Source organism: Pseudomonas sp. DTU_2021_1001937_2_SI_NGA_ILE_001 (assembly GCF_032463525.1).
In the GTDB taxonomy this organism is placed as follows: Bacteria; Pseudomonadota; Gammaproteobacteria; order Pseudomonadales; family Pseudomonadaceae; genus Aquipseudomonas.
The window spans coordinates 4324593-4350465 of sequence record NZ_CP135971.1 but is presented as its reverse complement, the minus strand read 5'-3'; the positions used below and the strand labels follow the sequence as shown (position 1 = coordinate 4350465).

The 25873-nt window shown below is 64.6% G+C and carries 22 protein-coding genes; 7 read left to right on the top strand and 15 right to left on the bottom strand.

The genetic code is table 11. The features are described from left to right. Positions 1-15: 15 nt before the first annotated feature. The 10 genes from RRX38_RS18835 to RRX38_RS18790 all read right to left on the bottom strand — a co-directional run bounded on the left by RRX38_RS18835 (position 16) and on the right by RRX38_RS18790 (position 11625). A complete protein-coding gene (locus RRX38_RS18835; protein WP_295469867.1) occupies positions 16-1203 on the bottom strand; it encodes an ATP phosphoribosyltransferase regulatory subunit in 1188 nt (395 codons plus the stop codon). 271 nt (positions 1204-1474) lie between these two features. Continuing rightward, a complete protein-coding gene (hflC, locus tag RRX38_RS18830; RefSeq protein WP_295469864.1) occupies positions 1475-2344 on the bottom strand; it encodes a protease modulator HflC in 870 nt (289 codons plus the stop codon). Continuing rightward, positions 2344-3528, bottom strand: a complete 1185-nt coding sequence (gene hflK / locus RRX38_RS18825) for an FtsH protease activity modulator HflK (protein WP_315960242.1) — start codon at positions 3526-3528, stop codon at positions 2344-2346. The genes hflC and hflK overlap by 1 nt, the downstream gene beginning before the upstream one ends. Positions 3529-3625: 97 nt before the next feature. Next, the gene (gene hflX, locus RRX38_RS18820; RefSeq protein ID WP_315960241.1) at positions 3626-4927 is read right to left on the bottom strand and encodes a ribosome rescue GTPase HflX; all 1302 of its coding nucleotides are present in this window, start codon (positions 4925-4927) and stop codon (positions 3626-3628) included. 12 nt (positions 4928-4939) lie between these two features. Next, a complete protein-coding gene (hfq, locus tag RRX38_RS18815; RefSeq protein ID WP_295469856.1) occupies positions 4940-5197 on the bottom strand; it encodes an RNA chaperone Hfq in 258 nt (85 codons plus the stop codon). Positions 5198-5290: 93 nt separating this feature from the next. Then, complete coding sequence (gene miaA / locus RRX38_RS18810) at positions 5291-6262, bottom strand: tRNA (adenosine(37)-N6)-dimethylallyltransferase MiaA (RefSeq protein WP_315960240.1); 972 nt, start codon at positions 6260-6262, stop codon at positions 5291-5293. Beyond that, on the bottom strand, positions 6263-8227 hold the full coding sequence (mutL, locus tag RRX38_RS18805; RefSeq protein WP_315960239.1) for a DNA mismatch repair endonuclease MutL: 1965 nt from the start codon (positions 8225-8227) through the stop codon (positions 6263-6265). It abuts the gene before it with no gap. Further along, positions 8224-9645, bottom strand: a complete 1422-nt coding sequence (locus RRX38_RS18800; protein WP_315962706.1) for an N-acetylmuramoyl-L-alanine amidase — start codon at positions 9643-9645, stop codon at positions 8224-8226. The genes mutL and RRX38_RS18800 overlap by 4 nt, the downstream gene beginning before the upstream one ends. Positions 9646-9670: 25 nt before the next feature. Then, on the bottom strand, positions 9671-10141 hold the full coding sequence (tsaE, locus tag RRX38_RS18795) for a tRNA (adenosine(37)-N6)-threonylcarbamoyltransferase complex ATPase subunit type 1 TsaE (RefSeq protein ID WP_295469848.1): 471 nt from the start codon (positions 10139-10141) through the stop codon (positions 9671-9673). After that, on the bottom strand, positions 10129-11625 hold the full coding sequence (locus RRX38_RS18790; protein WP_315960238.1) for an NAD(P)H-hydrate dehydratase: 1497 nt from the start codon (positions 11623-11625) through the stop codon (positions 10129-10131). Before RRX38_RS18790 ends, tsaE begins: the two co-directional genes overlap by 13 nt. A 64-nt stretch (positions 11626-11689) precedes the next feature. Here RRX38_RS18790 and queG point away from each other — a divergent pair, with 64 nt between their 5' ends. Further along, entirely contained in the window at positions 11690-12781 is a 1092-nt protein-coding gene (gene queG, locus RRX38_RS18785; RefSeq protein WP_315960237.1) for a tRNA epoxyqueuosine(34) reductase QueG, read from the top strand. A gap of 33 nt (positions 12782-12814) precedes the next feature. Here the strand turns inward: queG and RRX38_RS18780 are convergent, their stop codons facing one another. After that, positions 12815-13426, bottom strand: a complete 612-nt coding sequence (locus tag RRX38_RS18780) for a trimeric intracellular cation channel family protein (RefSeq protein WP_295469841.1) — start codon at positions 13424-13426, stop codon at positions 12815-12817. A gap of 97 nt (positions 13427-13523) precedes the next feature. After that, positions 13524-14057, bottom strand: coding sequence for an oligoribonuclease (gene orn / locus RRX38_RS18775; RefSeq protein WP_295469838.1), 534 nt, complete (start codon positions 14055-14057; stop codon positions 13524-13526). An 86-nt stretch (positions 14058-14143) separates the two neighbouring features. Between orn and rsgA the strand changes: the two genes are divergently transcribed. Beyond that, positions 14144-15175, top strand: a complete 1032-nt coding sequence (gene rsgA, locus RRX38_RS18770; RefSeq protein WP_295469835.1) for a small ribosomal subunit biogenesis GTPase RsgA — start codon at positions 14144-14146, stop codon at positions 15173-15175. A gap of 57 nt (positions 15176-15232) precedes the next feature. On the opposite strand, the gene motB is transcribed toward rsgA, so the two are convergent. Continuing rightward, complete coding sequence (gene motB, locus RRX38_RS18765; protein ID WP_295469832.1) at positions 15233-16264, bottom strand: flagellar motor protein MotB; 1032 nt, start codon at positions 16262-16264, stop codon at positions 15233-15235. A gap of 3 nt (positions 16265-16267) precedes the next feature. Further along, the gene (motA, locus tag RRX38_RS18760; RefSeq protein WP_295469830.1) at positions 16268-17119 is read right to left on the bottom strand and encodes a flagellar motor stator protein MotA; all 852 of its coding nucleotides are present in this window, start codon (positions 17117-17119) and stop codon (positions 16268-16270) included. A gap of 354 nt (positions 17120-17473) precedes the next feature. Between motA and RRX38_RS18755 the strand changes: the two genes are divergently transcribed. The 4 genes from RRX38_RS18755 (at position 17474) to RRX38_RS18740 (ending at position 22935) form a co-directional block, all read left to right on the top strand. Then, positions 17474-19030: an HDOD domain-containing protein gene (locus RRX38_RS18755; protein ID WP_315960236.1), complete on the top strand. Its 1557-nt coding sequence runs from the start codon at positions 17474-17476 to the stop codon at positions 19028-19030. Between the two features lie 88 nt (positions 19031-19118). Next, positions 19119-19934, top strand: coding sequence for a rhodanese-like domain-containing protein (locus tag RRX38_RS18750; RefSeq protein ID WP_315960235.1), 816 nt, complete (start codon positions 19119-19121; stop codon positions 19932-19934). Positions 19935-20058: 124 nt separating this feature from the next. Continuing rightward, positions 20059-20916, top strand: a complete 858-nt coding sequence (asd, locus tag RRX38_RS18745; protein WP_295469823.1) for an archaetidylserine decarboxylase — start codon at positions 20059-20061, stop codon at positions 20914-20916. Positions 20917-21156: 240 nt separating this feature from the next. Further along, a complete protein-coding gene (locus tag RRX38_RS18740; RefSeq protein WP_295469820.1) occupies positions 21157-22935 on the top strand; it encodes a molecular chaperone in 1779 nt (592 codons plus the stop codon). A 65-nt stretch (positions 22936-23000) separates the two neighbouring features. On the opposite strand, the gene serB is transcribed toward RRX38_RS18740, so the two are convergent. Continuing rightward, positions 23001-24215 (bottom strand): phosphoserine phosphatase SerB, encoded by a 1215-nt coding sequence (serB, locus tag RRX38_RS18735; RefSeq protein ID WP_295469818.1) that lies wholly within the window; start codon positions 24213-24215, stop codon positions 23001-23003. Between the two features lie 134 nt (positions 24216-24349). Between serB and RRX38_RS18730 the strand changes: the two genes are divergently transcribed. Next, positions 24350-25867, top strand: coding sequence for a histidine kinase (locus RRX38_RS18730; RefSeq protein WP_295469815.1), 1518 nt, complete (start codon positions 24350-24352; stop codon positions 25865-25867). The last annotated feature ends 6 nt before the right edge of the window (positions 25868-25873 follow it).

The following is a 25873-nucleotide window of genomic DNA, read 5'->3' as shown; positions in this document are numbered from 1 at the left end:
GGCCGGCTGGAATACTCAAAAGGCCAGCGGCATTACCTGCCAGCGCTCACCTTGCTGGATCAATTGCCGGTCGCAGCCAGCTTCACGCGCGGCGCTTACCTGCTGCCCAGGCAAGGCCTGGACCACACGTTGCCCGTCTTGGCGCAGCTGGCAGATCAACTTCCAGAGCGCTGAGTCCGTGCTGTCGGGCACCCAGATGCCACCGCACGGCAATTCGATTTCGGCCCGCCCCAGGGTCACCAGGGTCTTCAGGTCGGTGGAGAAGCCGGTCGCCGGACGCGCCCGACCAAAGTCAGCACCGATGTCGTCATAGCGACCGCCCTGGGCGATGGACTGGCCGACACCCGGCACGAAAGCGGCGAAGACCACGCCAGTGTGGTAGTGGTAGCCACGCAGCTCGCCCAGGTCGAAGTACAGCGGCAGCTCCGGGAAACGCGCCTCCAGGCGCTCAGCCACCACCACCAGGTCATCGAGCGCCGCCAGCACCGCCGCCGGCGCACCCGCCAGGCGGTCGCGGGCCGCGACCAGCACTTCACGACCACCGCACAGATCGACCAGCGCGCGCAGCATCGACGCCAGCTCGGCCGGCAGGCCGGCAGTCAGCTCGACGACCTCGTCGATGGCCTTGCGCTGCATGGCATCGAACAACTGCTGTTCGACTTCGCCGGACAGGCCGGCGGCGCGCGCCAGGCCACGGTAGATGCCTACATGCCCGAGGTCCATGTGCACGTCTGGCACATCAGCCATCTGCAGCATGGCCAGCATCAGGCTGATCACTTCCACGTCACTGCTGGTGCTGGCATCGCCATACAGCTCGGCACCCAGCTGGATCGGGCTGCGCGAACTGGACAGGGCGCGCGGCTTGGCATGCAGCACGCTGCCGGCGTAGCACAGCCGGCTCGGGCCTTCGCGCTTGAGGGTATGAGCGTCGATACGCGCGACCTGCGGGGTGATGTCGGCACGAAAGCCCATCTGCCGGCCGGACTGTGGATCGACCACCTTGAAGGTGCGCAGGTCCAGGTCGGAGCCCGCGCCGGTCAGCAGCGATTCCAGGTATTCGATATGCGGAGTGACGACGAACTCATAGCCCCAGCTCTGGAACAGATCCAGCACCTGACGTCGTGCGACTTCAATGCGTGCCGCATCCGGTGGCAGCACCTCTTCGATGCCATCCGGTAGCAGCCAGCGATCAACCGTTGCCATTAAGCCATTCCCCTTATTGCGGGCGGCCAGCCCTGGGGCAAGCCTTGAGTGAAGCAGAGAGCGAAACGCCGTACGACGGGCACGACAAACAACCGAAAACAGGTTTCGGGCCCCGCTCTCCTCGAAAAATTCTGCCGCCCGCCCAAGGGCAGCGGCCAATCAATCGTGCAGACGCAAAAAAGCCGGGAATTTCCCGGCTGCCGCATGATACACACGTTTTACCGCAGGTTCACCCCATCAGACGGTTTTGCCGCCCAATGGGGTGTGCGCATCAGGGCTTGGGCTTCTCGAGGTAGCGGAAGAACTCGCTCTTCGGATCCAGCACCATCACGTCGCTCTTGTTCGCGAAGCTCTCGCGGTAGGCCAGCAGGCTACGGTAGAACGCGTAGAACTCCTGGTCCTGGCCGTAAGCCTTGGCGTAGATGGCGGCCGCCTGGGCATCGCCATCACCGCGGGTCTCTTCGGACTCGCGATAGGCCTCGGCCAGCAGTACGCGGCGCTGACGGTCGGCATCGGCGCGGATACCTTCGGCCAGCTCGTTACCTTTGGCACGGTGCTCGCGGGCTTCACGCTCACGCTCGGTGCTCATGCGCTCGAATACGCTGCGGTTGACTTCCTTGGGCAGGTCGATGGCCTTGACCCGGACGTCGATCACTTCGATACCCAGCTCGCGCTCGGCCATGCGATTGAGCGAAGCGGTGATGTCAGCCATCAGCGCGTCACGCTCGCCCGACACGACCTCGTGCAGGGTGCGCTTGCCGAACTGGTCACGCAGGCCGGACTCCAGACGACGCGACAAGCGCTCGTCGGCGATCTGCTTGAGGCCCGAGGTCGCCGTGTAGAAGCGCTCGGCATCCTTGACCCGCCATTTGGCGTAGGCGTCGACCATCACCGCCTTCTTCTCCAGGGTCAGGAACCGCTGGGTCGGCGCGTCAAGGGTCAGCAGGCGAGCGTCGAATTTGCGCACCTGGTTCACGTAGGGAACCTTCACATGCAGGCCGGGCTGCACGTCGGCTTCGACGACACGACCGAACTGCAGCAGCACCGCACGCTCGGTCTGCGACACGATATAGAAGCTGTTCCAGGCGATGACCGCCAGAACCACGCCCACGATGAGCGCGAACAGTGATTTATTGCTCATCAGCGGCTCTCCCTGGTACGCGTCTCACGCTGCTGGGTCTCGACCGGACGCGCATTGGCATCCGTGCTCACCGACGATGTATTGCTGCTCGAGGTGGCCGCTGGGCTGTTGCCGCGGCTGTTCTCGATCATCTTGTCCAGCGGCAGATAGAGCAGGTTGTTCTGCCCCTTGTCGCCGGTCACCAGCACCTTGCTGGTATTGCTGAAGACTTCCTGCATGGTTTCCAGGTACAGACGCTCGCGGGTGACTTCCGGTGCCTTGCGGTACTCGGCCACCAGCTTGGTGAAACGGTCAGCCTCACCCTTGGCACGGGAGATGACTTCGTCACGGTAGCCGTTGGCGTTTTCGATGATGCGCTGGGCCTGGCCGCGCGCCTCGGGGATCACGCCATTGGCATAGCCTTCGGCCTGGTTACGGGCCCGCTGCTCGTCTTCACGGGCACGGATCACGTCATCGAAGGCCTCTTGGACTTCACGGGGTGCGGCAGCGCTCTGCACGTTCACCTGGGTGACGGTGATGCCGGTGCGGTAGGTATCGAGGAAGCGCTGCAGGCGCTCCTTGATCTCGCTGGCCATCAGTTCGCGGCCCTCGGTCAACACCTGGTCCATGGCCGTGGAACCCACAACGTGGCGCAGCGCGCTTTCGGTGGCGTGCTGCAAGCTCACCTCAGGCTGGTCGACGTTGAGCACAAAGTCCTGCAGGTTGGAGATTCGGTACTGCACGGTCAGCGGCACTTCGACGATGTTCTCGTCCTCGGTGAGCATCTGGCCCTGCTTGCTGTAGGCACGCTCGCGAGTGACGTTCTCCATGTACTTGCGGTCGAACGGCGGGAAATAGATGTTCAGGCCGGGACCTACGGTCTCGTAGTACTTGCCGAAACGCAGGACTACCGCCTGCTCCTGCTCGTCGACCACATAGATGGCGTTGTACAGCCAGAAGGCCAGGACCACGAACAGACCGATGCCCAGCAGACCAAAGCCGCCGCTCTTGCCCGAGCCGCCCTGACCATTGCCGTCATCACTGCGTTTCTTACCGCCGCCGAACAGCCCGTTCAGGCTTTCCTGCAGCTTGCGGAAGGCTTCGTCGAGATCCGGTGGCCCCTTGCGGTCGCCACCACGACGTTTGCCGTTGCCACCCCAGGGATCCTGATTGTTCGAGTTGCCACCCGGCTCATTCCAAGCCATAGCGCTCTCCATCTGATAAAGCAAAGACGCGCCCTCGGCGCGCCGCCCCATGCTACAGAATGCACGGGAAAGCCGTGCAGTCGCTTTCCCGCGCTTTTTATTGCAAAGTGTGTTGCTCAATGAACTCCAGCGGCTGCAATCCCTCGCGACTCACCATACGATTGAGTTCGACACGTGGCAAACGAACAGCCAGCAGGCTGGCACCCTCTTCATCATGCGTTTCGGTCTGTACCGCACCCACCTCGAAGAAGCGTGCCCGCAGCCGGGCCAGACGCTGCGGCAGGCGCAGGGTGGCGACGAACAGATCCTCGCCCAGCAGTTCGGCCACGGCCTGCTTGAGCAGCTCGAGGCCACGCCCGTCGCGGGCCGACACCCAGACCCGCTCCGGCTTGCCGTCGGGCGTGCGCTGAATGTGCGGCTCCACCCCTTCGAGCAGATCGAGTTTGTTATACACCTCGAGTATCGGCAAGCCCTCGGCACCGATCTCGCCCAGCACCTCCATCACCTGCTCGATCTGGGCGTCACGCTCCGGCTCGTGAGAGTCGATCACGTGCAGCAACAGATCGGAGTTGCTCGACTCCTCCAGCGTGGCGCGGAAAGCCTCGACCAGCTTGTGCGGCAGATGGCGAATGAAACCCACGGTATCGGCCAGCACGATCGGCCCCAGGTCGTCGAGCTGCAAGCGCCGCAGGGTCGGGTCGAGCGTGGCGAACAGCTGGTCCGCCGCATAGACCTCGGAATCGGTCACCGCATTGAACAGCGTGGATTTGCCAGCGTTGGTGTAGCCCACCAGCGAAACCGAAGGAATGTCGGCCCGCTTGCGCCCGCGCCGCGCCTGGTCGCGCTGGCTGCGCACCTTCTCCAGGCGCGCCTTGATCTGCCGCAGACGGATCCGCAACAGACGTCGGTCGGTTTCCAGCTGGGTTTCGCCAGGGCCGCGCAGGCCGATACCGCCCTTCTGACGCTCAAGGTGGGTCCAGCCGCGTACCAGGCGGGTGCTCATGTGCTCGAGCTGGGCCAGTTCGACCTGCAGCTTGCCTTCATGGGTTCGTGCGCGCTGGGCAAAGATGTCCAGGATCAGCCCGGTGCGATCGAGCACGCGGCACTCGAAGACACGTTCGAGGTTACGTTCCTGGCTGGGCGTGAGGGTGTGATTGAAAATGACCAGATCGACCTCTTCGGCCTTGATCTGATCACGAAGCTCTTCGACCTTGCCGCTGCCGATCAGGAACTTGGCAGAGGGCCGATGACGCGAAATGTTGACCAGCGCGACCGTGTCGGCACCTGCCGACAGGGCCAGTTCCTGAAACTCCTGCGGATCTTCGCGCGCCTCAGGGTCTTGACCTTCCAGATGAACAAGCAACGCCCGTTCACCACCACTGTGGCGCTCAAAGAACAAGGCAGGCTCCTATCAGGCGTTACCGGAGTCAGCGTCACCCGAGTCATCGGTAGCGCTTGGCAGGCGAATCGGGCGAACCGGAACGACGGTGGAAATAGCGTGTTTGTAGACCATCTGGCTGACAGTGTTCTTCAGCAGGATGACGAACTGATCGAAGGACTCGATCGTGCCTTGCAGCTTGATACCGTTGACCAGGTAGATCGAAACGCCGACCTTCTCCTTGCGCAAGGTATTCAAGTAAGGGTCTTGTAGCGAATGCCCTTTTGACATGTGCCGCACTCCTTTAAGGATCAATAAATAAAAAAATCGAATTCGATTGGCTCAGGCCGCCACCCCCCAAGGATGAACGGCAATTGCAGAGGCTCAGCTCAATATGGAGACCGATCCCAGGTATTTCAAGGCGCGTGGCAGATTGTCGCGAGCCAGGCTGTCAAGCCAATGCAGATTCTTCCAGCTGCGCAGCCAGGTGAATTGCCGTTTGGCCAGTTGGCGCGTGGCAATGATGCCCCTCTCCCGCATTTCTTCCCGTGTCAGCTTTCCATCCAGGTGATCCCAGACCTGGCGATAACCGACGGCTCTCATGGAGGGCAGATCCGCATGCAGATCCGTCCTGGAGCGCAATGCCAGTACTTCGTCCAGAAACCCCTGTTCCAGCATTTGCACAAAACGTAATGCAATGCGGTCATGCAGTACCTTGCGATCAGCCGGTGCTATCGCAAGATTGGCGACAGTATAGGGCAATTGCCCCTGTCCCGACGCTGATCCTTCGGCACTTCGCGCAATTTGTTGCTCCCGGTGTGCGGTCATGCTCATTCCACTGACTTCGAACACTTCCAGCGCACGAACCAGCCGCTGCGGGTCATTGGGATGAATGCGTGCCGCCGACACCGGGTCCACCTCGGCCAGCCGGTCATGCAATGCCTGCCAGCCGTGGGTCCGGGCCTGAGCTTCGAGACGGGCGCGGACCTGGGCATCGGCAGACGGCATGTCGGCCAGTCCATCCAATAGAGCCTTGAAATACAACATAGTGCCGCCGACCAGCAAAGGAATGTTGCCGCGCGCACTGATCTCGGCCATCGCCTGCAATGCATCGCGACGGAAATCGGCTGCCGAATAGCTCTGTGCCGGGTCGAGAATGTCGATCAGGCGGTGCGGAAACTGGGCCAGTTGCTCGTGCGAAGGCTTGGCGGTACCGATGTCCATGCCACGGTAAACCAGCGCCGAGTCGACACTGATGAGTTCGCAGGGCAGCACGCGGGTCAGTTCGATGGCCAGGTCGGTCTTGCCGGCGGCGGTCGGCCCCATCAGGAAGATGGCAGGAGGTAAGGCGTTCATTCAGCGACCGCGCAGAAAGAGTTTGTCCAGGTCATCCAGGCCCATCTGGGTCCAGGTAGGCCGGCCATGGTTGCATTGACCGCTGCGCTCGGTGTTTTCCATGTCGCGCAGCAGGGCGTTCATTTCCGGGATCGCCAGGCGGCGGTTGGCACGCACCGCGCCGTGACAGGCCATGGTGCCGAGCAGCTCGTTCATGTGCGCCTGCACCCGGTCGCTGGTGCCGAACTCCATCAGGTCACCGAGCACGTCACTGACCAGGCGATTGGCCTCGGCCTGCTTGAGCAGCGCCGGGATCTGCCGGATCGCCAGGGTCTCGGGGCCCAGGCGCTGCAGCTCGAAGCCCAGCTGGCGGAACGTCTCGAAGTGCTCCTCGGCGCAGTCCGCCTCACGCTGGCTCACCGCCAGCGACTCGGGCACCAGCAACGGCTGGCCGCTCAGCCCCTCATGGGCCATGGCCACCTTGAGCCGCTCGTACATGATCCGCTCATGGGCGGCATGCATGTCGACCAGCACCAGGCCATGGGCGTTTTCGGCGAGGATGTAGATACCCTTGAGCTGTGCCAGGGCATAGCCGAGCGGTGGAATATCGTTGCTCGACTCCGGCAGCGCCGCTGGCTGGGTCGACGCCGTGGCGCCTGGCAACGGCGCATAGAAGTCGCGGTAGACACTCTGGGTCTCGGCGGTGGGCAGGCCGGACGCTGGGCGCGGCGTGAAACCGTAGGAGTAGCCGCCTGCACCGCTGGAAGAAGCCGTGCCCGTTGGGGCGGCATAGCCAGGGCCTTGCGGGCGCTCCAGCACATGGGCGGCCAGGGTCATTTCGCCCTGCGGGCCGAACTCGCCAGCGGCGATCCCGCTGGGCCGCGGCGCCGGTGGCTGCATGTCGGCTTCCGGCAACTGGTCCTGCGGGCGTACGTCGCCCAGTGACCGATGCAGAGTGCCATAGAGGAAGTCGTGGACCATGCGGCCGTCACGGAAGCGCACTTCGTGCTTGGTCGGATGCACGTTGACATCCACCGCGGCCGGGTCGACTTCAAGGAACAGCACGAAGGTCGGGTGGCGACCGTTGAACAGCACGTCGCGATAGGCCTGGCGCACCGCGTGGGCCACCAGTTTGTCGCGTACCGCACGGCCATTGACGAAGAAGTACTGCAGGTCGGCCTGGCTGCGCGAGAACGTCGGCAAACCGACCCAGCCCCACAGCCGCAGGCCGTTGCGCTCGATATCGATGGGCAGCGCCTGCTCCAGGAAGCCCGGCCCACAGATCGCGCCGACCCGGCGCGCCTTGGCGGTGTCATCCCGGGCTTCATGCAGGCTCAGCACGCTCTTGCCGTTGTGACGCAGGTGAAAGGCCACGTCGAAACGCGCCAGGGCCATGCGCTTGATGACTTCGTGCAGGTGATCGAATTCGGTCTTCTCGGCCTTGAGGAACTTGCGCCGCGCCGGGGTATTGAAGAACAGGTCACGGACTTCGACGGTAGTGCCCACCGGATGTGCCGACGGCTGCACGCGCGAGTTCATGTCACGGCCCTCGGTCTCGACCTGCCAGGCCTGATCGGCATCACGGGTACGCGAGGTCAGGGTCAGGCGTGACACCGAGCTGATCGACGCCAGGGCCTCGCCGCGAAACCCCAGGCTCATCACGCTTTCCAGGTCTTCGAGTTCACGGATCTTGCTGGTCGCGTGGCGGGCCAGGGCCAGCGGCAGGTCGTCGGCAGCGATGCCGCGGCCATCGTCACGCACCTTGAGCAGCTTGACGCCGCCCTGCTCGACTTCCACGTCGATGCGCCGGGCTCCGGAGTCCAGGCTGTTTTCCAGCAGCTCCTTGGCCACCGAGGCCGGGCGCTCGACCACTTCGCCGGCGGCGATCTGGTTGGCCAGGCGCGGGCTCAGCAGGTGGATACGCGAAGCGGCCGGGGCGTCGCCGGCTGCCCCGGCAGTTACGTCGTCGGCTAGCAGGTCAGTCATTCTTGGGTTGCCACCTCGGCACTGGGGATACGCAGGTCCTGGCCGACACGCAGTTCATCGGACTTCAGCGCGTTCGCGCTGCGCAGCGTCGCCACGCTCATGTCGTAACGGGCCGCGAGCATCGCCAGGGTTTCGCCGGAGCGTACCGTGTGCGTGCGTGGGCCCTGGGCCAGCTTGCCGTTGTCACGCAGCCAGGCGATGTAGGTGCCCTGCGGCGGGTTCTGCTGGAAGAACTGCTTGACCCCGGCCGTGATGGAGCGCGCCAGCGCCTGTTGGTGCGAGCTGGTGGTCAGCTTGTTGGCTTCATTGGCATTGGAGATGAACCCCGTCTCGACCAGGATCGAAGGGATGTCCGGCGACTTCAGCACCATGAAGCCGGCCTGCTCGACCCGCGACTTGTGCAGCGGGGTGACGCGGCCGATGTTGCTCAGCACCTTCTGCCCGACGTTCAGGCTCGACGACAGTGACGCGGTCATCGACAGGTCGAGCAGTACGCCGGCCAGCATGCGGTCCTTGTCGTCGAGGCTCACCGCCCCGGCACCACCGATCAGGTCGGAACGGTTCTCGCTGTCGGCCAGCCAGCGTGCGGTCTCGGAGGTCGCGCCACGGTCGGAGAGCGCGAACACCGAAGCCCCGAAGGCGGCGGTAGACGGCGCGGCGTCGGCGTGGATGGACACGAACAGGTCGGCGCCCTTGGCGCGGGCGATCTCGGTGCGTTTGCGCAGCGGGATGAAGTAGTCGCCGGTACGGGTCAGCTCGGCCCGGTAGCCGCGCTCGGCGTTGATCTGCCGCTGCAGCTCCTTGGCGATGGACAGCACCACGTTCTTCTCCTGCTGCCCACGCCCGCCCGAGGCGCCAGGGTCCTCGCCGCCATGCCCGGCATCGACCACGACCACGATGTCACGCTTGCCGCTCGGCACGGGCGTGAGCTTCACGTCGGGCTTGGACGGGCTGATCGGCACCGACGGCGCCGTGGCCACCGAGGTTTCCGGCAGGCTGGGCGGCGGGTTGGCATCGGCCGGGTTATCGAACAGGTCGACCACCAGGCGGTTGCCGTACTGCTGGTTGGGCGCCAGGGTAAAGCTCTTGGGGGTAACGGCCTTCTTCAGGTCGACCACCACGCGCAGATCGGTGGGCGTGCGCTGCGCCGAACGAACGCTGGTGATCGGCGTGTTGGCCGTGGCGACATTCAACGGGCTGGCCAGGGTCGCGCCATTGATGTCGATGACCAGGCGATCGGGCGAAGTCAGGGTGAACACACTGTGCTGAACCGGACCGCTCAGGTCGAACACCAGGCGCGTGTTGTCAGGCGCGCGCCAGAGGCGGACGCTGCGCACCTGGGTCGTCGCCGCCCACACATCGACAGCCATGGCCATCAACAGCAAACCAAGCACCGCCAGCGGCGCGCGCATGCGCATATTCATCCCCATCTATGATTAGTATCTACTTGGATTCAAGGGCGAGAGCGGCACACCAGCTTTCGCCACGCGAGCCTTGCGGCTTCAGGGTCACGGCACGGCCGCGATCATGGTGCGTAATGGTAATGGTCAGGTCGGGCTTTGGCAAAAAGCCTGCGCCGCGATCAGGCCACTCGATCAGGCACAGCGCCTGGCCGTCGAAATAATCGCGAATGCCCATGTATTCCAGCTCTTCCGGGTCGACCAGACGATACAGGTCGAAATGGAAAGCCCGTCGTTCACCGATCTCGTAGGGCTCCACCAGCGTGAAGGTCGGGCTCTTGACCGCACCTTCATGGCCCAGGCCGCGGATCAGCCCGCGGGACAAGGTGGTCTTGCCCGCGCCCAGGTCGCCTTCGAGAAAGATCACGCCTTGCGCCGCGCAGAGCTGCGCCAGGCGTGCGCCCAAGGCGACCATCGCCTCTTCGCCGTCTACTTGCAGGGTTATTTCAGACAAGGTTGCAGCTCCTCCAACAGGCGGCGTATTTCATCGATCAAATCGCTGGCCAGCAAGCCCCGGCCCTGCTGGCCTGCCAGTTCGCCGGCACGGGCGTGCAGCCACACACCCAGGCAGGCCGCTTCGAAGGGTTCCAGGTGCTGGGCCAGCAGGGCGCCGATCACCCCGGCCAGCACGTCGCCCAGACCGGCACTGGCCATGGCCGGGTGCCCACGGTCGCACAGCGCCAGGCGCCCATCGGGCGCGGCGATCAGGCTACCGCTGCCCTTGAGCACACAGGTCACGCCGTAGCGCTCGGCCAGCTGGCGCGCGGCCGCCGGACGATCCTGCTGGACCTTCCGGGTGTCGACGCCCAGCAGGCGCGCGGCCTCGCCGGGGTGCGGGGTAATGACCGCTCCCTTGGGCACCTGCACTTCACCGGCGGCAAGAAGGTTGAGCGCATCGGCGTCCCACACCTGCCGCTTGTCGGCGCAGGCCAGCGCCGAAAGCAGGCTACGCCCCCAACTGCCCTGCCCCAGCCCGGGACCGGCAACCAGCACGCTGGCCGCCTCGACCAGCCCCATCAACTGGTTGGCAGAACTGACCCCGGCGCTCATGACCTCAGGCATGCGCACCAGCGCAGCCGCCACGTGTTCAGGGCGGGTCGCCAGGGTCAGCATGCCGGCACCGCTGCGCAGGGCACTTTGCGCACTGAGCAGGGCGGCACCGCCAAAGCCATGGTCGCCACCGACCACCAGCACCCGCCCGTACTGCCCCTTGTGGGCAGTCCGCGGACGCGGTGCGAGGGTGGGCAAATTGAAGGTGTCGAGACGCGTGGCAGCCGATGGAGCCTGGGCCACCAGCGACGGCTCGGCCTGCAGGTCGTCGAACACCAGCTGGCCGACATGATCGGGCGCTTCGGCAGTGAACAGCCCCAGCTTCAGGCCGATGAAGGTCACCGTGAGGTCGGCGCGTACCGCAGCACCCAGGACCCGGCCTGTGTCGGCACACAGCCCGGAAGGAATGTCCACGGCAACCACGGGGCGCCCGGCCGCATTGATGGTTTCGATGGCCGAACGATAGGGTTCGCGCACCTCGCCATTGAGTCCGGTACCCAGCAACGCATCGAGCACCACGCCTTCCAGGCCCTGCGGGCACCCGTCGTGAATCTCGACGCCGGCGCTCACGGCCTGCGCATGTGCGGCGGCGGCATCGTCGCGCAGGGCTGTCGGGTCGCCGACGGCATGCACACGCACACGCCAGCCGGCGCGCAGCGCAAGGGTGGCAATCAGGTAACCGTCTCCGGCGTTGTTGCCATGCCCGACCAGTACGCTCAGCACCCCGGCATCCGGCCAGCGCCGCCGCAGCGCGCGCCAGGTGGCGTGGGCGGCGCGCTGCATCAGCTCGGCGCCCGGCGTGCCGGCGGCGATCAGCCGCGCATCCAGGTCGCGGACCTGGGCGGCAGCGTACAGTACGTCGGGCAAAGGGGTCTGAGTGTCTGACATGCGTCTATGGGCTCCGATATCTGGCAGAATTATACGCATCTTGGCCCCGGTTTCTCCCTCTCGCATGTCCTCTAGCACCGCACACCTGACCGACGACCAGCTCGTCGAACTCGCCTTGTCGATCAAGACCTGGGGCCGCGAACTGGGCTTCCAGCAGGTCGGTATCAGTGGCCTGGACCTCAAGGAGCATGAAGCGCACCTGCAACGCTGGCTGGAAGCGGGCTACCACGGCGAGATGGACTATATGGCCGCGCACGGCAGCAAACGTTCCCACCCAGAGCAACTGGTGCCCGGCACCCTGCGCGTGGTATCGCTGCGCATGGACTACCTGCCCGGCGACAGCGAGATGAACCAGCGCCTGGCCGAACCGGAAAAAGCCTACGTTTCGCGCTACGCCCTGGGCCGCGATTACCACAAGCTGGTGCGCAAACGCCTGCAGCAGCTGGCCGAGCGCATCCAGCAGGTCATCGGCCCGTTCGGCTTCCGGGCCTTCGTCGACAGCGCCCCGGTACTGGAAAAGGCCATCGCCGAACAGGCCGGGCTGGGCTGGATCGGCAAGAACACCCTGGTGCTCAACCGTCAGGCCGGCAGTTTCTTCTTTCTCGGCGAACTGTTCGTCGACCTGCCGCTGCCGGTCGACCCGCCCCATGCCAGCGAACATTGCGGGCGCTGCACGGCCTGCCTGGACATCTGCCCCACTGCCGCCTTCGCCGGCCCCTACGTGCTGGATGCACGGCGCTGCATCTCTTACCTCACCATCGAGCTGAAGACCGCCATCCCCGAGGATCTGCGACCCTTGATCGGCAATCGGGTATTCGGCTGCGACGACTGCCAGATCGTCTGCCCGTGGAACCGCTTCGCCAAACCCACCGCGCAGGCGGATTTTCAGCCGCGCCACAACCTGGACAACGCCGGGCTGGCCGAGCTGTTCATGTGGGATGAAGAGCGCTTTCTCAGCAGCACCGAAGGCTCGCCCCTGCGCCGCGCCGGCTACGAGCGCTGGCTACGCAACCTGGCCGTGGGGCTGGGCAACGCCCCGTCGACCATCCCGGTGCTGCAGGCCCTGGAAGCACGTCGCGAGCATCCTTCGGAACTGGTTCGCGAACATGTCGAATGGGCCATCAGGCAGCACGCCCAGAAGGCCCAAGCCTTCTGACGGCACCTCGACTCGCAGGGGCCAGGGCTGCGGTCAGTGGTCGTCCTTGTAGACGAACTTGGGCATTTCCCACTTGAAGCGAATCGCCAGCAGGCGCATCAGCAGCCCACCGAACAGGGTGATGAGGATCGCCTGATCCTGGGCAACGCTCAGGTGCAGGCACAACAGGAAGCACCAGGCTGCCAGGAACGACACGCTGGCGTACAGCTCACGGCGGAAGATCAGCGGGATGTCGTTGCAGAAGATGTCGCGCAGGATGCCGCCGAAGACCCCGGTAATCACGCCGCACACCGAAGCGACCAGCATGCCGTGGCCGGCCTCCAGGGCGGTCATGCAGCCAATCAGGGTAAAGGCCACCAGCCCGAGGGCATCGAGCACCAGGAACAGCGAACGCAAGTGGCGCATCAGCGGCGCGATGAAGATGGTCACCAGCGCCGCAACGCTGGTCAGCACCAGGTATTCAGGGTGCTTGACCCAGGTCAGGGGGTAGTGCCCGAGCAGCACGTCGCGCACCGAGCCACCGCCCAGGGCGGTCACGCAGGCGATCAGTACCACGCCGAACCAGTCCATGCCGCGGCGGCCCGCAGACAGCGCACCGGTCATGGCTTCGGCGGTGATCGCCATCAAATACAGCATCAACAACATGGCGCGCTCCCCAGCGACAAAGGCGCGCAGTCTATCCAGCCGGCCGGCGCACTGAAAGGGTGCAGGCAAAAGTATTCAGCGCGCCGGCCCGGTGCTGTCACTTGATGAAGTGCTGGCGGTAGAAACGCAGCTCGGCGATGGATTCACGGATGTCGTCCAGCGCCAGGTGGGTGCTGCCCTTCTTGAACTTCAGTTCCGGCGCCCAGCGTGCCGCCAGCTCCTTGAGCGTGGAGACGTCCAGGTTGCGGTAGTGGAAGTAGTTCTCCAGGGTCGGCATGTGCCGGTACAGGAAACGGCGGTCCTGGCAGATGCTGTTGCCGCAGATCGGCGAGCTGCGCTCCGGCACCCACTGGCGGATGAACGCCAGGGTCATGGCCTCGGCCTGCGCCATGTCGATGGTGCTCTCGCGCACCCGCTGGGTCAGCCCGGAACCGCCATGCTGACGGGTGTTCCATTCGTCCATGCCGGCGAGGATTTCGTCGCTCTGGTGCACGGCGATCACCGGCCCCTCGGCCAGGGTGTTGAGTTCGCTGTCGGTGATGATGGTGGCCATCTCGATGATGACGTCGTTGTCTGGATCCAGGCCGGTCATTTCCAGGTCGATCCAGATCAGGTTGCTCTTGCTTTGCATATATCGGCTCCTCAGCACAGGCGCGCAGTTTAGCCCAGCCCCGGCATGCTAGTATCGCGCGTTCGAGCTTATTCACCGGGAATCCCATGGCCAAACGCCAACTCAATCGCCGCCAGAACTGGCGCATCGAAAAGATCCAGGGCGAGCGTGCCGCGCGCGCCGCCAAACGCGAATCCCAGGCCCTGGAGATTCTCGAAGGCGGCGACCTGGGCCCGGAAGAGTTCGGCCTGGTGATCGCTCACTTCGGCGTACAGGTCGAGGTCGAAGCCCAGGACGGCGAGCACCGCGGCCAGACCTACCGCTGCTACCTGCGGGCCAACCTGCCAGCGCTGGTCACCGGCGACAAGGTGGTATGGCGGGCCGGCAACCAGGGCACCGGCGTCATCGTCGCGCAACTGCCACGCAGCACCGAGCTGTGCCGCCCGGACTCACGCGGGCTGCTCAAGCCGGTGGCGGCCAACGTCGACCTGATCGTCATCGTCTTCGCGCCCATGCCCGAGCCGCATGCCAACCTCATCGACCGCTACCTGGTGGCGGCCGAGCATGCCGGCATTCACCCCCTGCTGCTGCTCAACAAGGCCGACCTGATCGACGAACGCAACGGTCCGGGCCTTGAAGATCTGCTCTCGGTGTATCGCGGCCTGGGTTACCCGGTGCTGGAGGTCTCGGCCCACCAGGGCGACGGCATGCAGCAGTTGCAACAGCGCCTGGATGGCCAGGTCAGCGTATTTGTCGGCCAGTCCGGGGTCGGCAAGTCGTCGCTGGTCAACAGCCTGCTGCCCGAGGTGGGCACCCGCGTAGGGCCGCTGTCGGAGTTTTCCGGGCAAGGCACGCACACCACCACCACGGCGCGGCTGTTCCACTTCCCCGGCGGGGGCGACCTGATCGACTCACCGGGCATCCGCGAATTCGGCCTGGTTCACGTCAGCCGCGACGACGTCGAGGCCGGTTTCATCGAGTTCAGGGACCTGCTCGGCACCTGCCGCTTCCGCGACTGCAAGCACGACCGCGAGCCGGGCTGTGCGCTGCTCAAGGCCCTTGAAGAGGGCCGCATCCACCCACAGCGCATGCACAGCTATCGCTCGATCCTGGCCAGCCTGCCGCAAGACGAATACTGAAAATGCAAAGGCCGCACCGGTGAAGGGTGCGGCCTTTGTCATGCGGCGACCGGGCGATTACTGAGCGGAACCCGGCGGCTTGAGCGGACCCTGATCGAAGATATTGACTCGCTCGCGCAACTCGCGTGGCTGCACCACGTTCGATTGCGCGGCGCCCGGCTGCGCTGCCGCCGGGGCTGCGGGAGCCGCCGCACCGGGCGCCGCAGGCGTGGCGGGAGCGGGTTTGGCAGGCTCTGCGCTGCCCTGGCCACCTTCGATGCGCTGCTGAGCCTTCTTGGTCAGCACGACGATATCGATGCGACGGTTGATCGGGTTCAGCGGGTGGTCGCGGTCGAACAGCGCCGAAGACGCGAAACCCACCACCCGAGCCACCTGCCCTTCCGGGTAAGTGCCGGCGATCAAGGCACGGCGCGCGGCGTTGGCACGGTTGGCCGACAGCTCCCAGTTACCGAACTCGCCATTACCCACGTAAGGCTTGGCATCGGTATGGCCGCTGACACTGATCTTGTTCGGCACCTGCTTGATGGTGTCGGCCAAGGTCAGCAGGATGTCCTCGAAGTACGGCTTCAAGCGTGCGCTGCCCGAGTCGAACATCGGCCGGTTGTCGGCGTCGACGATCTGGATCCGTAGGCCGTCCGGAGTGATCTCCAGCAGAATCTGGTCCTTGAACTTCTGCAGCTCAGGACTTTGCTCGATCTTGGTCTGCAGCTCCTGCAGCAGCATTTCCAGACGTTCCTGCTCCACCTGCTCGGCCTTGGCCTCGGCGGTGTCGGATTCGATCGGCACGGTGTCCGGGCTGGGGGTGCTTTTTACCTCGGGGTTGAGGGTCTGGTTCGGCGACATCTCCGGCGAGCCGCCAAGGTCGATGACATAAGGCGAGCCACTGTCGCTGAAGCCGACCGGGTCCTTGAAGTAACCGGCAATGGCCACCAGTTGCTCGGGCGTCGCGGACGACAGCAGCCAGAGCACCAGGAAGAACGCCATCATCGCCGTGGCAAAGTCGGCGAAGGCGATCTTCCAGGCGCCACCGTGGTGTCCGCCGCCGAAGCGCTTTACGCGCTTGACGATAATCGGCTGGTTATTTTCCATGGCTTAGCGACCGCGTACTGCTTGCTCCAGCTCGCTGAAGCTGGGTCGGTGAGCGGGGTACAGAACCTTGCGGCCGAACTCGACGGCCAGCGAAGGCGGCATGCCGGAAGCCGAGGCCACCAGGGCAGCCTTGATCGACTCGTAGACGTTCATCTCTTCCTTGGCGTCGTGGGCCAGGCACTGCGCCAGAGGACCGAAGAAACCGTAGGCCGCGATGATACCGAAGAAGGTACCCACCAGTGCCGCCGCCACGTGCTGACCGATCGCGGCCTTGTCGCCGTCCCCGAGCATGGCCATGGTGATCACGATACCCAGTACCGCCGCGACGATACCGAAACCGGGCATACCGTCGGCGATGCCGGTCACGGCATGGGAAGGATGCTCCAGCTCTTCCTTCATGCTCAGCAGTTCCATGTCGAACAGGCCTTCGAGCTCGTGGGGCGCCATGTTGCCGGACGACATGATGCGCAGGTAATCGCAGATGTACGCGGTCATGCGGTCGTCCTTGAGCACACCGGGGTACTTGGCGAAGATCGGGCTGGAGGCGGGCTCTTCGATATCCCCTTCGATGGCCATCATGCCTTCGCGGCGGCTCTTGTTGAGAATTTCATAGACCAGGCCCAGCACCTCGAGGTAATAGGCGTGCGTGAAGCGCGAACTGAACATCTTCAGCGACTTCTTGAACACGTGCATGGTCATATAGCCAGGGTTGGCCTGAATGAAGGCCCCCAGGGCGGCACCGCCGATGATGACGATTTCGAACGGCTGAAACAGGGCCGCCAGATGACCGTGGGATAGCACGTATCCGCCGAGAACACTCGCGAAAACGACAATGATGCCGATGATTTTAGCCATAGGTAAAAAATACTTGTTGAGTCGGGTTCAGGGACAGGTGCGGCGGATCAGGGCGCTGCTGTTCTTCTTATCGGCCTCGGTGAGCCAGACTATAGGCCTGATCGAATGAAAAACCTGTTTCGCTTTCGAAACGGGGTGTAACAATACACTACGCACTGAGCTCTTAGGTTTTATACGAAAAGTCGGCGAGCGAAGGTCAGGCAAGGCAAAAGCAGGCGAGGAAGCGGAGTTTACTGGAGTAAATGAGCATTCCGAGCTGTTTTTAACGCAGCATGGCCGAGCGCAGGCACTTTTCGTACAAAACCTGATACGTACAAACCAGGGCTGCACGCGCTCAATACAAAGGTCTTCCGTATGCCTTCTGCAAGCCACACGACGTTACCTAGACCCCGGACACTGGACGCCTGGGTCAAGCAGCTGGATGACCTGGCGCTGCCGGTGCCGCAGATCAACCACACCCATGTGCGCGCCGCACTCAACGACAGCCGCCGCTCGCTGCGCGACATCGCCGACATGATGCACGAGAGCCCGGCCCTGGTGCTGAGCGTGCTGCGCGAAGCCAACCAGCACACCCACGGCATCACCGAGCCGGCGGAAAGCCTTGAGGTCGCGCTCAACCGCCTGGGCCTGAGCAAGACCGAGATGCTGCTCAACCGCCTGCCAGCCAAGCCGCTGCAAGAGATTCCCCAGGCCTACCGGCAACTGATCCTGATCAGCCAGCACGCCACGCAACAGGCCAACGGCCTGTTCGCCAGTCGCCTGGCGCGCCTCTGGCAGGACATCCACCTGGGCAGCCTGTTGTTCCTGGCCCCTCTGTGGCCGATGGCCCTGGCCCATCCCAAGCTTCTCGAGGAGTGGGAGCTACGCGTGATCCATCAGGGCGAGTCGAGTCGCACCGTCGAACAGGAACTGTTCGGCGTCAAGCTGCTCGACCTGTGCCTGGCCCTGGCGCACGCCTGGCGCCTGCCGATGTGGGTGACCCGCGGCTACACGGTGCTGATCGAAGAACGCCGCGAATGGGTCAAGGCCCTGCGCATTGCCCGGGAGAACCACGACCCGCTGCAACAGCAGCGTGACCTTGACGCCAACCCGGACCTGCAACGCTGGTTCAACCAGCCAGCCAATACGGTGCTGATGGGCAATGGCCTTGCCCTGGCGGCGCAACAGGCCTGGAACAGCCCGCACTGCCTGCGCTGGCAACTGCTCAGCAGCCTGTACCTGCAGCAGTCACTGGACGATGTGCAGCAGCAGGCCCACCAGAATGCCGCCAGCAGCGCGCGCCAGCATGCCGCCCCCGGCCTATGGCATCCGGCCGAAGCCTTGTTGTGGCCCTGGTCGTTCCGGCGCATCCCCAGCGGGCATGAACCGGCCGCAGCACCGTCGACCGAAGACCTGCAACGCTGGCGCACACTGTGCGCCGAGCTGCTGGTCGAGCCGAGCCCCTTCAATAACGCCATGGGCCTGCTCAGCACCGCACGGGACGCGATGGTCGCCGTGGGCATGCAACGCCTGATGCTGCTGATGCCCGACAAGAACACCGGCACCCTGCGGGTGCATCAGATGGCCGGGCTGGGCAAGGAAAACGCCGCGCTGCAATTTCCGATCAGCCAGAGCAAGGTACTGGAAAGGCTGCTGGCGCAACCCACCCAGTTGCGCCTGACGCCCGCCAACCATGCGCAGTTTTCCGCCTTATTGCCGCCGATCCTCAAGACCCTGTTCAAGGGCCACCACAGCCTGATCCGCTCCCTGAGCTGCAACGGCAAGGTGTTGATCCTGGCGATCGCCGACCAGGGCGGCAACCCCATGTCGGAAGTGACCGTGCAGGCGTTCGGCAAGACCGTGCAGTGCATTGAGCGGGCGCTGACCAACTTCACCCGCCAGAAGAGCGCCGGCAAGCCCGCCGGCGAATGAGCGGCGCGCAGCGTCCTGTCGCTGCGCAGCAGTTTTCCCGACGGGGCTGGGCTACAATCTTCGCCTTTCGTTCATGAGGAAGGCTGAAATGTCCGTGTTCACCGACTTGCCGCTGGTCATCGAACCCAGCGACCTGCACGCACGTCTCGATGCCCCGGAGTTGATCCTGGTGGACCTGACCAACCCCGCACGCTTCGAGGCCGGTCATATTCCCGGCGCACACTTCATCGAACCCAAGCGCACCCAGCTGGGCCAGCCTCCGGCACCGGGCCTGGCCCCGGCGCTCACCGATCTTGAACGCCTGTTCGGCGAACTCGGCCACCGCAGCGACGCGGTATACGTGGTCTATGACGACGAAGGCGGCGGCTGGGCCGGACGCTTCATCTGGCTGCTGGATGTCATCGGCCACAGCCGCTACCACTACCTCAATGGCGGGCTGCTGGCCTGGGAGGCCGCCGGCCTGCCGCTGTCCCGGGAAACTCCCGCAGCGCACAGCGCCCCCGTGAGCCTGACCCTGCACGACGAACCCACCGCCACCCGTGAATACCTGCAAAGCCGCCTGGGCGCCGACGACCTGGCGGTGTGGGATGCCCGTGGCGCGGACGAATACCACGGGCAGAAGGTCTTGGCGGCCAAGGGCGGGCACATTCCCGGCGCCATCCATTTCGAATGGACCGACGGCATGGACAAGGCGCAGCAGCTGCGCATCCGCCAGGACCTGGGCGAATGCCTGAAGGCGCGGGGCATCACCCCGGACAAGGAAATCATCACCCACTGCCAGACCCATCGCCGCTCGGGCTTCACCTACCTGGCCGCCAAGGCCCTGGGGTATCCGCGGGTCAAGGCCTACGCCGGCTCCTGGAGCGAATGGGGCAACCACCCCGACACCCCGGTCGAATCCTGATACCGCCCCATCGACGGGACTGAAAGGCTCATCGGTGCGCGCTTTCATATAGACTGCGCGCCAGCCCACGTTTTCGCTTCAGCCGGCCCTCGGCCGGTTTTCCGTACAAAGCCTAGGAAGATCCATGAAAGAGCGTCTGTTTATCCTGAGTCAGTACCTGCTGCCCCATCACCTGCTGTCACGGCTGGCCGGCTGCGTCGCCGAGTGCCGGGTGCGCTGGTTCAAGAACGCCTTCACCGCCTGGTTCGCGCGTCGCTACCAGGTCGACATGTCGCAGGCCCAGGTCGAGGACCTGACCGCCTACGAGCACTTCAACGCCTTCTTCACCCGCGCCCTCAAGCCTGATGCCCGTCCTCTGGACGACACGCCCGGCGCGATCCTGTGCCCGGCCGACGGCGCGATCAGCCAGCTCGGCCCGATCGAGCAGGGCCGCATCTTCCAGGCCAAGGGCCACAGCTTCAGCGTGCTGGAGCTGCTGGGCGGCGACCCACAGCTGTCGGCGCCGTTCATGGGCGGTCAGTTCGCCACCGTCTACCTGTCACCCAAGGATTACCACCGCGTGCACATGCCGCTGGGCGGCACGCTGCGGGAAATGGTCTACGTGCCAGGACGAATCTTCTCGGTCAACCAGACTACGGCGGAAAACGTTCCGGAGCTGTTCGCCCGCAACGAGCGGGTGGTCTGCCTGTTCGATACCGAGCGCGGCCCGATGGCCCTGGTGCTGGTCGGCGCGATGATCGTCGCCTCGGTCGAGACGGTGTGGGCCGGCCTGGTCACGCCACCGAAGCGCCAGCTCAAGACCTTCCGCTACGATGAAGCCGCCCGTGCGCCCATCGAGCTGGAAAAAGGCGCCGAAATGGGCCGTTTCAAACTGGGTTCCACCGCCATCGTGCTGTTCGGCCCCGACCAGGTTCGCTGGGCCGAAGGTCTGACCGCCGGGTCCGCCGTGCGCATGGGCCAGGCCCTGGGGCACAAGGCGTAAGGCTGATTTGCGCAAGGGCCGGAACCATTTCCGGCCCACGGCCTCTTAAACTCCCAGAATCATGGCGTTGTGCCAGATCAGCTGCGACCCTTGGCCAATGCTGGTACAGTCGGTACATCGGTGCTGTAGGACACAGCGCGTCTGACTATCGCCTACTTGACCCCTCGCAGGTCAGGGACACAACCGGCGTCAGTCAACTGCCACCGTTCGGGCCATCAAGACGTGGAGTTTGCCTGTCACATGAGTAACTTGAGCTTTCCGCTGTTGTTGCGCGTTCCCGCGCCAACACTGTCGAGCCTGACATTCTGTGAAGCCAACGCCCGCGACCTGAAACGCTGGATCTCGACCCTGCCCAAAGCAAATCTTGGCGAAATGGCCAAGCAGCTGTACCAGGGCCTGAGTGAAATCAACCAGCTGCTGGTGCCCAGTGAAATCCGCCTGCAGATGCTCGAAGCGCTGCGCCCGGAAGTGTATTTCGTCTGCAAGCATCTGGAGCGGCACTTCCTCAACCAGGCCATCGTGCTCGATGAGCGTCCGCGCAAGGTCGCCAATCTCTGCCAGGCCCTGCAGAACCACCTGGCCACCGGCTACAAGCTGATCATCAACAGCATTGCCCCCCGCCTGACCCGCGAGCATGCGCCGCTGCTTACCACTGCCCTGCAACGTGCCGCGCACGCGCTCAACGGGCCGCTGATCCGTGCCAGCCAGCTGTATTGCCCCGTACAGGAAGGCTTGTGGCTGGAGCTGCATCAGATCTACCAGATCGGCCGCCAGTGCCAGGTGCATCAGGTGCCGATCGCAGAGCCACAGGCCATCCATGTGCGCAACCTGTCCCTGGAACAGACCTACCTCATTGCGTTGATGGTCGGCTGCGCGCGCTGCAACCAGATGCGCCAGCTCAACATCGGCAAGCTGGGCGAAGTACTGGAGTCCTGGAGCGCCATGGTGCGCCTGCAGGATGCCAATGCACAGGACAGCCTGTTCGCCGTCGACCCCGGCGTCGACAAACCACCGCTGTACCGCAACCTGTTCGGCGAGCAACTGCTGCCGCGCCTGCAAGGCATCAACAGCCTGCCGCTGGCCAACGCCATCCAGCAGTACCTGGACCTGCCCATCGAGAAACGTGCCGAGTCGCGCCTCTACGTGCCCGCCGGAGTCAGCGCCGACTTGCTGCAGCACCTGGCGGCTGCCTGGGGGGACGTCGCCGAGCGCACGTTCCAGCGCATGGCCGGCCAGGGCAGCCTGAGGGTGTGCATTGGCATGAGCGCGGTGCATTACTACCTGGCGGGCCGGCGCTCGTTCAGCGAACTGCTGCAACTGCCCGCCGTGATCAAGGCAGCCGACTTCACGCTCAAGATCGCCAGCGAAAATGCCGACGACCCCTGGTCGCAGGCGTTCGATACCCATAAAGGCGGCACATCCTCGACCCTGCTGCCGTTCGAGGAAATCGAGTATCCACAGGTCGATGGTGAAACCGACGCCAGCAATGCCCAGCAGAACTTTCCCACCTACGAGCTGAATATCGTCAACCACAGCCCGGGCGGCTATTGCCTGGCCTGGCCACGGGAAGTGCCATCGCAATTGCAGGCCGGCGAACTGCTCGGCATCCAGGATGAAAGCGGGCAAAGCTGGAGCATCGCAATCGTGCGCTGGGTGCGCCAGGTGCGCAGTGGCGGCACGCAGATGGGTATCGAGCTGATCGCGCCATTCGCCCAGCCGTGCGGCATGCAGTTGCTGCGTGAAGAACAGAACAGCCAGTACCTGCGCAGCCTGATGCTGCCCGAGGTGCGTGCGATGACCAAACCGGCGATGGTTTTGGCCCCGCGCCTGCCGTTCAAGGAAGACAGCAAGGTGCTGCTCAACGTCAACGGCGAAGAGACGCGCGCCGCGCTCAAGACCCGACATATCGCCAGTGCCAGCTACAACCAGTTCGAATATCAGGTCCTGGAGGCGCCGAAATCCGCCGAGCCGGAGAAGAAACCCGGCGAGGAATTCGAGTCGTTGTGGGAATCTCTGTAGCTTCAGCGCTTTGACGCAGGTGGTGCGGCTTGAGCCGCCGCACCTTTACCGGCTTATGCCGCCATTCACTGCCGTGCTTCGCGGTCGCGCAGGCCCAGCAGATAGAGAACGCCGTCCAGACCCAAGGTGGAAATCGCCTGCTTGGCCGACTGCTTGACCAGCGGCTTGGCACGAAAAGCCACGCCCAGGCCGGCGATGGCCAGCATCGGCAGGTCGTTGGCGCCGTCGCCTACGGCGATGGTCTGCTCCAGACTCAAGCCTTCCTTCTGGGCCAGCTCACGCAGCAGGTCGGCCTTGCGCTGGGCATCGACGATCGGCTCGACCGCCACGCCGGTCACCCGGCCATCGACCACTTCCAGCTCGTTGGCGAACACGTAGTCGATTCCCAGCCTGGCCTGCAATTGGCGGGCGAAGTAGGTGAAGCCGCCCGACAGGATGGCGGTCTTGTAGCCCAGGCGTTTGAGCTCGGCGAACAGCGTCTCGGCACCTTCGGTCAGACGCAGGGAGGCGCCGATCTCGTCGAGCACACTGACGTCCAGCCCCTTGAGCAGCGCCAGACGCTCCTTGAAGCTGGCGCGGAAATCCAGCTCGCCACGCATCGCGCGTTCTGTAATCTGCGAAACCTTCTCGCCCACACCGGCGGCCTTGGCCAGTTCGTCGATGACTTCGGCCTCGATCAGCGTAGAGTCCATGTCGAACACCGCCAGGCGACGGTTACGACGGAACAGCGAATCCTGCTGGAAGGCGATGTCGACGCTCAGCTCCTGGGCCACGCTGAGAAACTCGGCCTGCATGGCCTTGGGGTCGGCCGGTTCACCGCGCACCGAGAACTCGATGCAGCCCTTGCCCTTGTCGGCCGGGGTGTCGAGGGGCATGCGCCCGGACAGGCGATCGATACGGTCGATGTTCAGCCCATAGCGGGCGGTGATGGAACTGACGCACTGCAGCTGCTCGGCAGTGACCTTGCGGGTCAGCAGGGTCACGATATGCCGCGCCTTGCCCTGACCATCGACCCAGCGCTGGTAGTCTTCTTCGGAAACAGCGGTGAAGCGCACCTGCTGGTCGAGTTCATGAGCGGTGAACAACACGTCCTTGAGCACCGAAGAGGCGGCGCTGGTGTCCGGAATTTCGACCAGGATGCCGAACGACAGCGTGTCGTGGATCACTGCCTGACCGATGTCCAGAATGTTCACGCCACCCTGGGCAAGCACGCCCGTGATGGCGGCAGTAAGACCCGGACGATCACTCCCGGTAATGTTGATCAGGACGATTTCGCGCAAGGCGCACCCCCGCAGGTGGAAAAAAACCGCATTCTACCCACTTTCGCGGACCATCGGGCACCGCCAGCGCTTTGCCACGCCAGGGGCGCTCGCTATACTGCGCGGCAACTTCCTCACCGAAAGAGCCGTGCTCAGTGAACCGGCCCACGCCTGTAAAAACCGATAACTTCTTCCTGCTGATCTTCCGTGCCCTGCGCCATCGCCGTGTACCGATCGCCCTGCGTATCGCCAGCCACAACGTGATCCTCGTGGCCCTGGCGCTGGTGATCTATGCCGGTGTGATGGGCCTGCAGTTCAAGCAGGCCATGCACGAGCAGGCCGATGCCCTGGGCCAGGCACTGACCACCCAGACCGCCACCTCGGCGACCGAACTGCTGGTGTCCAACGACATCCTCAGCCTCAACGTGCTGCTCGGCAACCTGGTGAAGAACCCGCTGGTGGCGCACGCCGCGATCTACAGCGTCGACAACCGTATCCTCGCCGAGGCCGGCCAGCGACCGAAGAATGGCCTGCTGGGCGAGAGCCAGGGCCTGTACGAAATCAAGATCACCTTCCAGGACGTGATGGCCGGGCAGCTGCGCATCAGCCTGGACATGTCGCAGTTCCAGCAGCCGATGACCATCAGCCTGCAGAGCATGGGCATCCTCGCCGGTATCCTGCTGGCCCTGGCGCTGGTCCTGAGCCTGCGCCTCGGGCGGCACATTTCCACCCCACTGCTGCAGCTGCGCCTGTGGCTGCGCGACATCGACCCGTACACACCCGCCACCGAGCGTCAGGATGAAGTCGGTGATCTGGCCCGCCAGCTGCGCGCCTCGTTCGCACCGCCCATGCCGGAGCCGGAACCCGAGCCGGAGCCGGAACCCGAACTGGCCGACGACGACCTGATCGAAGCCGACGACGCCTTCAGCGTTTCGGACAGGCACCCGGCCGAGCCTGCCAGGCCGCGCCTGCCGCCTGCACCGGCGCCACGCCGCCTGGTGGCCGAGGAAGACCTGGACGACGAGGAAGACCCGTTCGCCGACCTGCGCGATCACTCCAGCCCGTCGATCAAACCGGTGGCTGCCGTAGCGGCTTCCAGCGAGCCACAGCACAGCGCGATCCTCGCCGTGCAGCTGGGCGGCCAGGACCAGCTGCGGCGCCTGCCCAAGGCGCGCCTGACCGACCTGCTGCAACGCTATCGCGATTGCCTGGATCAGGCGGCGTCGCTGTATGACGGCGAGCTGCACACGCTCAACGACGGCAGCACCCTGATGCTGTTCCACAGCCAGGTCAGCGGCGACGACTACCTCACCAACGCCATTTGCTGCGGCGAGCTGCTGCGTGCCCTGAGCCACGCCCTGCAGATCGAGGTGGCCGACAGCGGCATCACCCTGCAACTGCAGCTGGGCCTGACCCTGGGCGAAGGCATGGCCGGCCTCAGCCAGATCGACCTGTTGCTGACCGAGAAAGCCCAGGACGCCCTGGCTCTGTCGCAGCACAGCCGCAACCTGCTGCTGGTCGAGCGCTCGGTGAACGACGATGACCTGATCCGCCAGCGTGCCCGTATCCGTCCGATCGCCAGCCCGGAAGGCGCCTGCTGCGTCGAACGCCTCATGGAGCCCTACCCGTCCATGCTCGAACGCCAGCTGGCGCGCATGCACGACAAGGCCTGATATCGG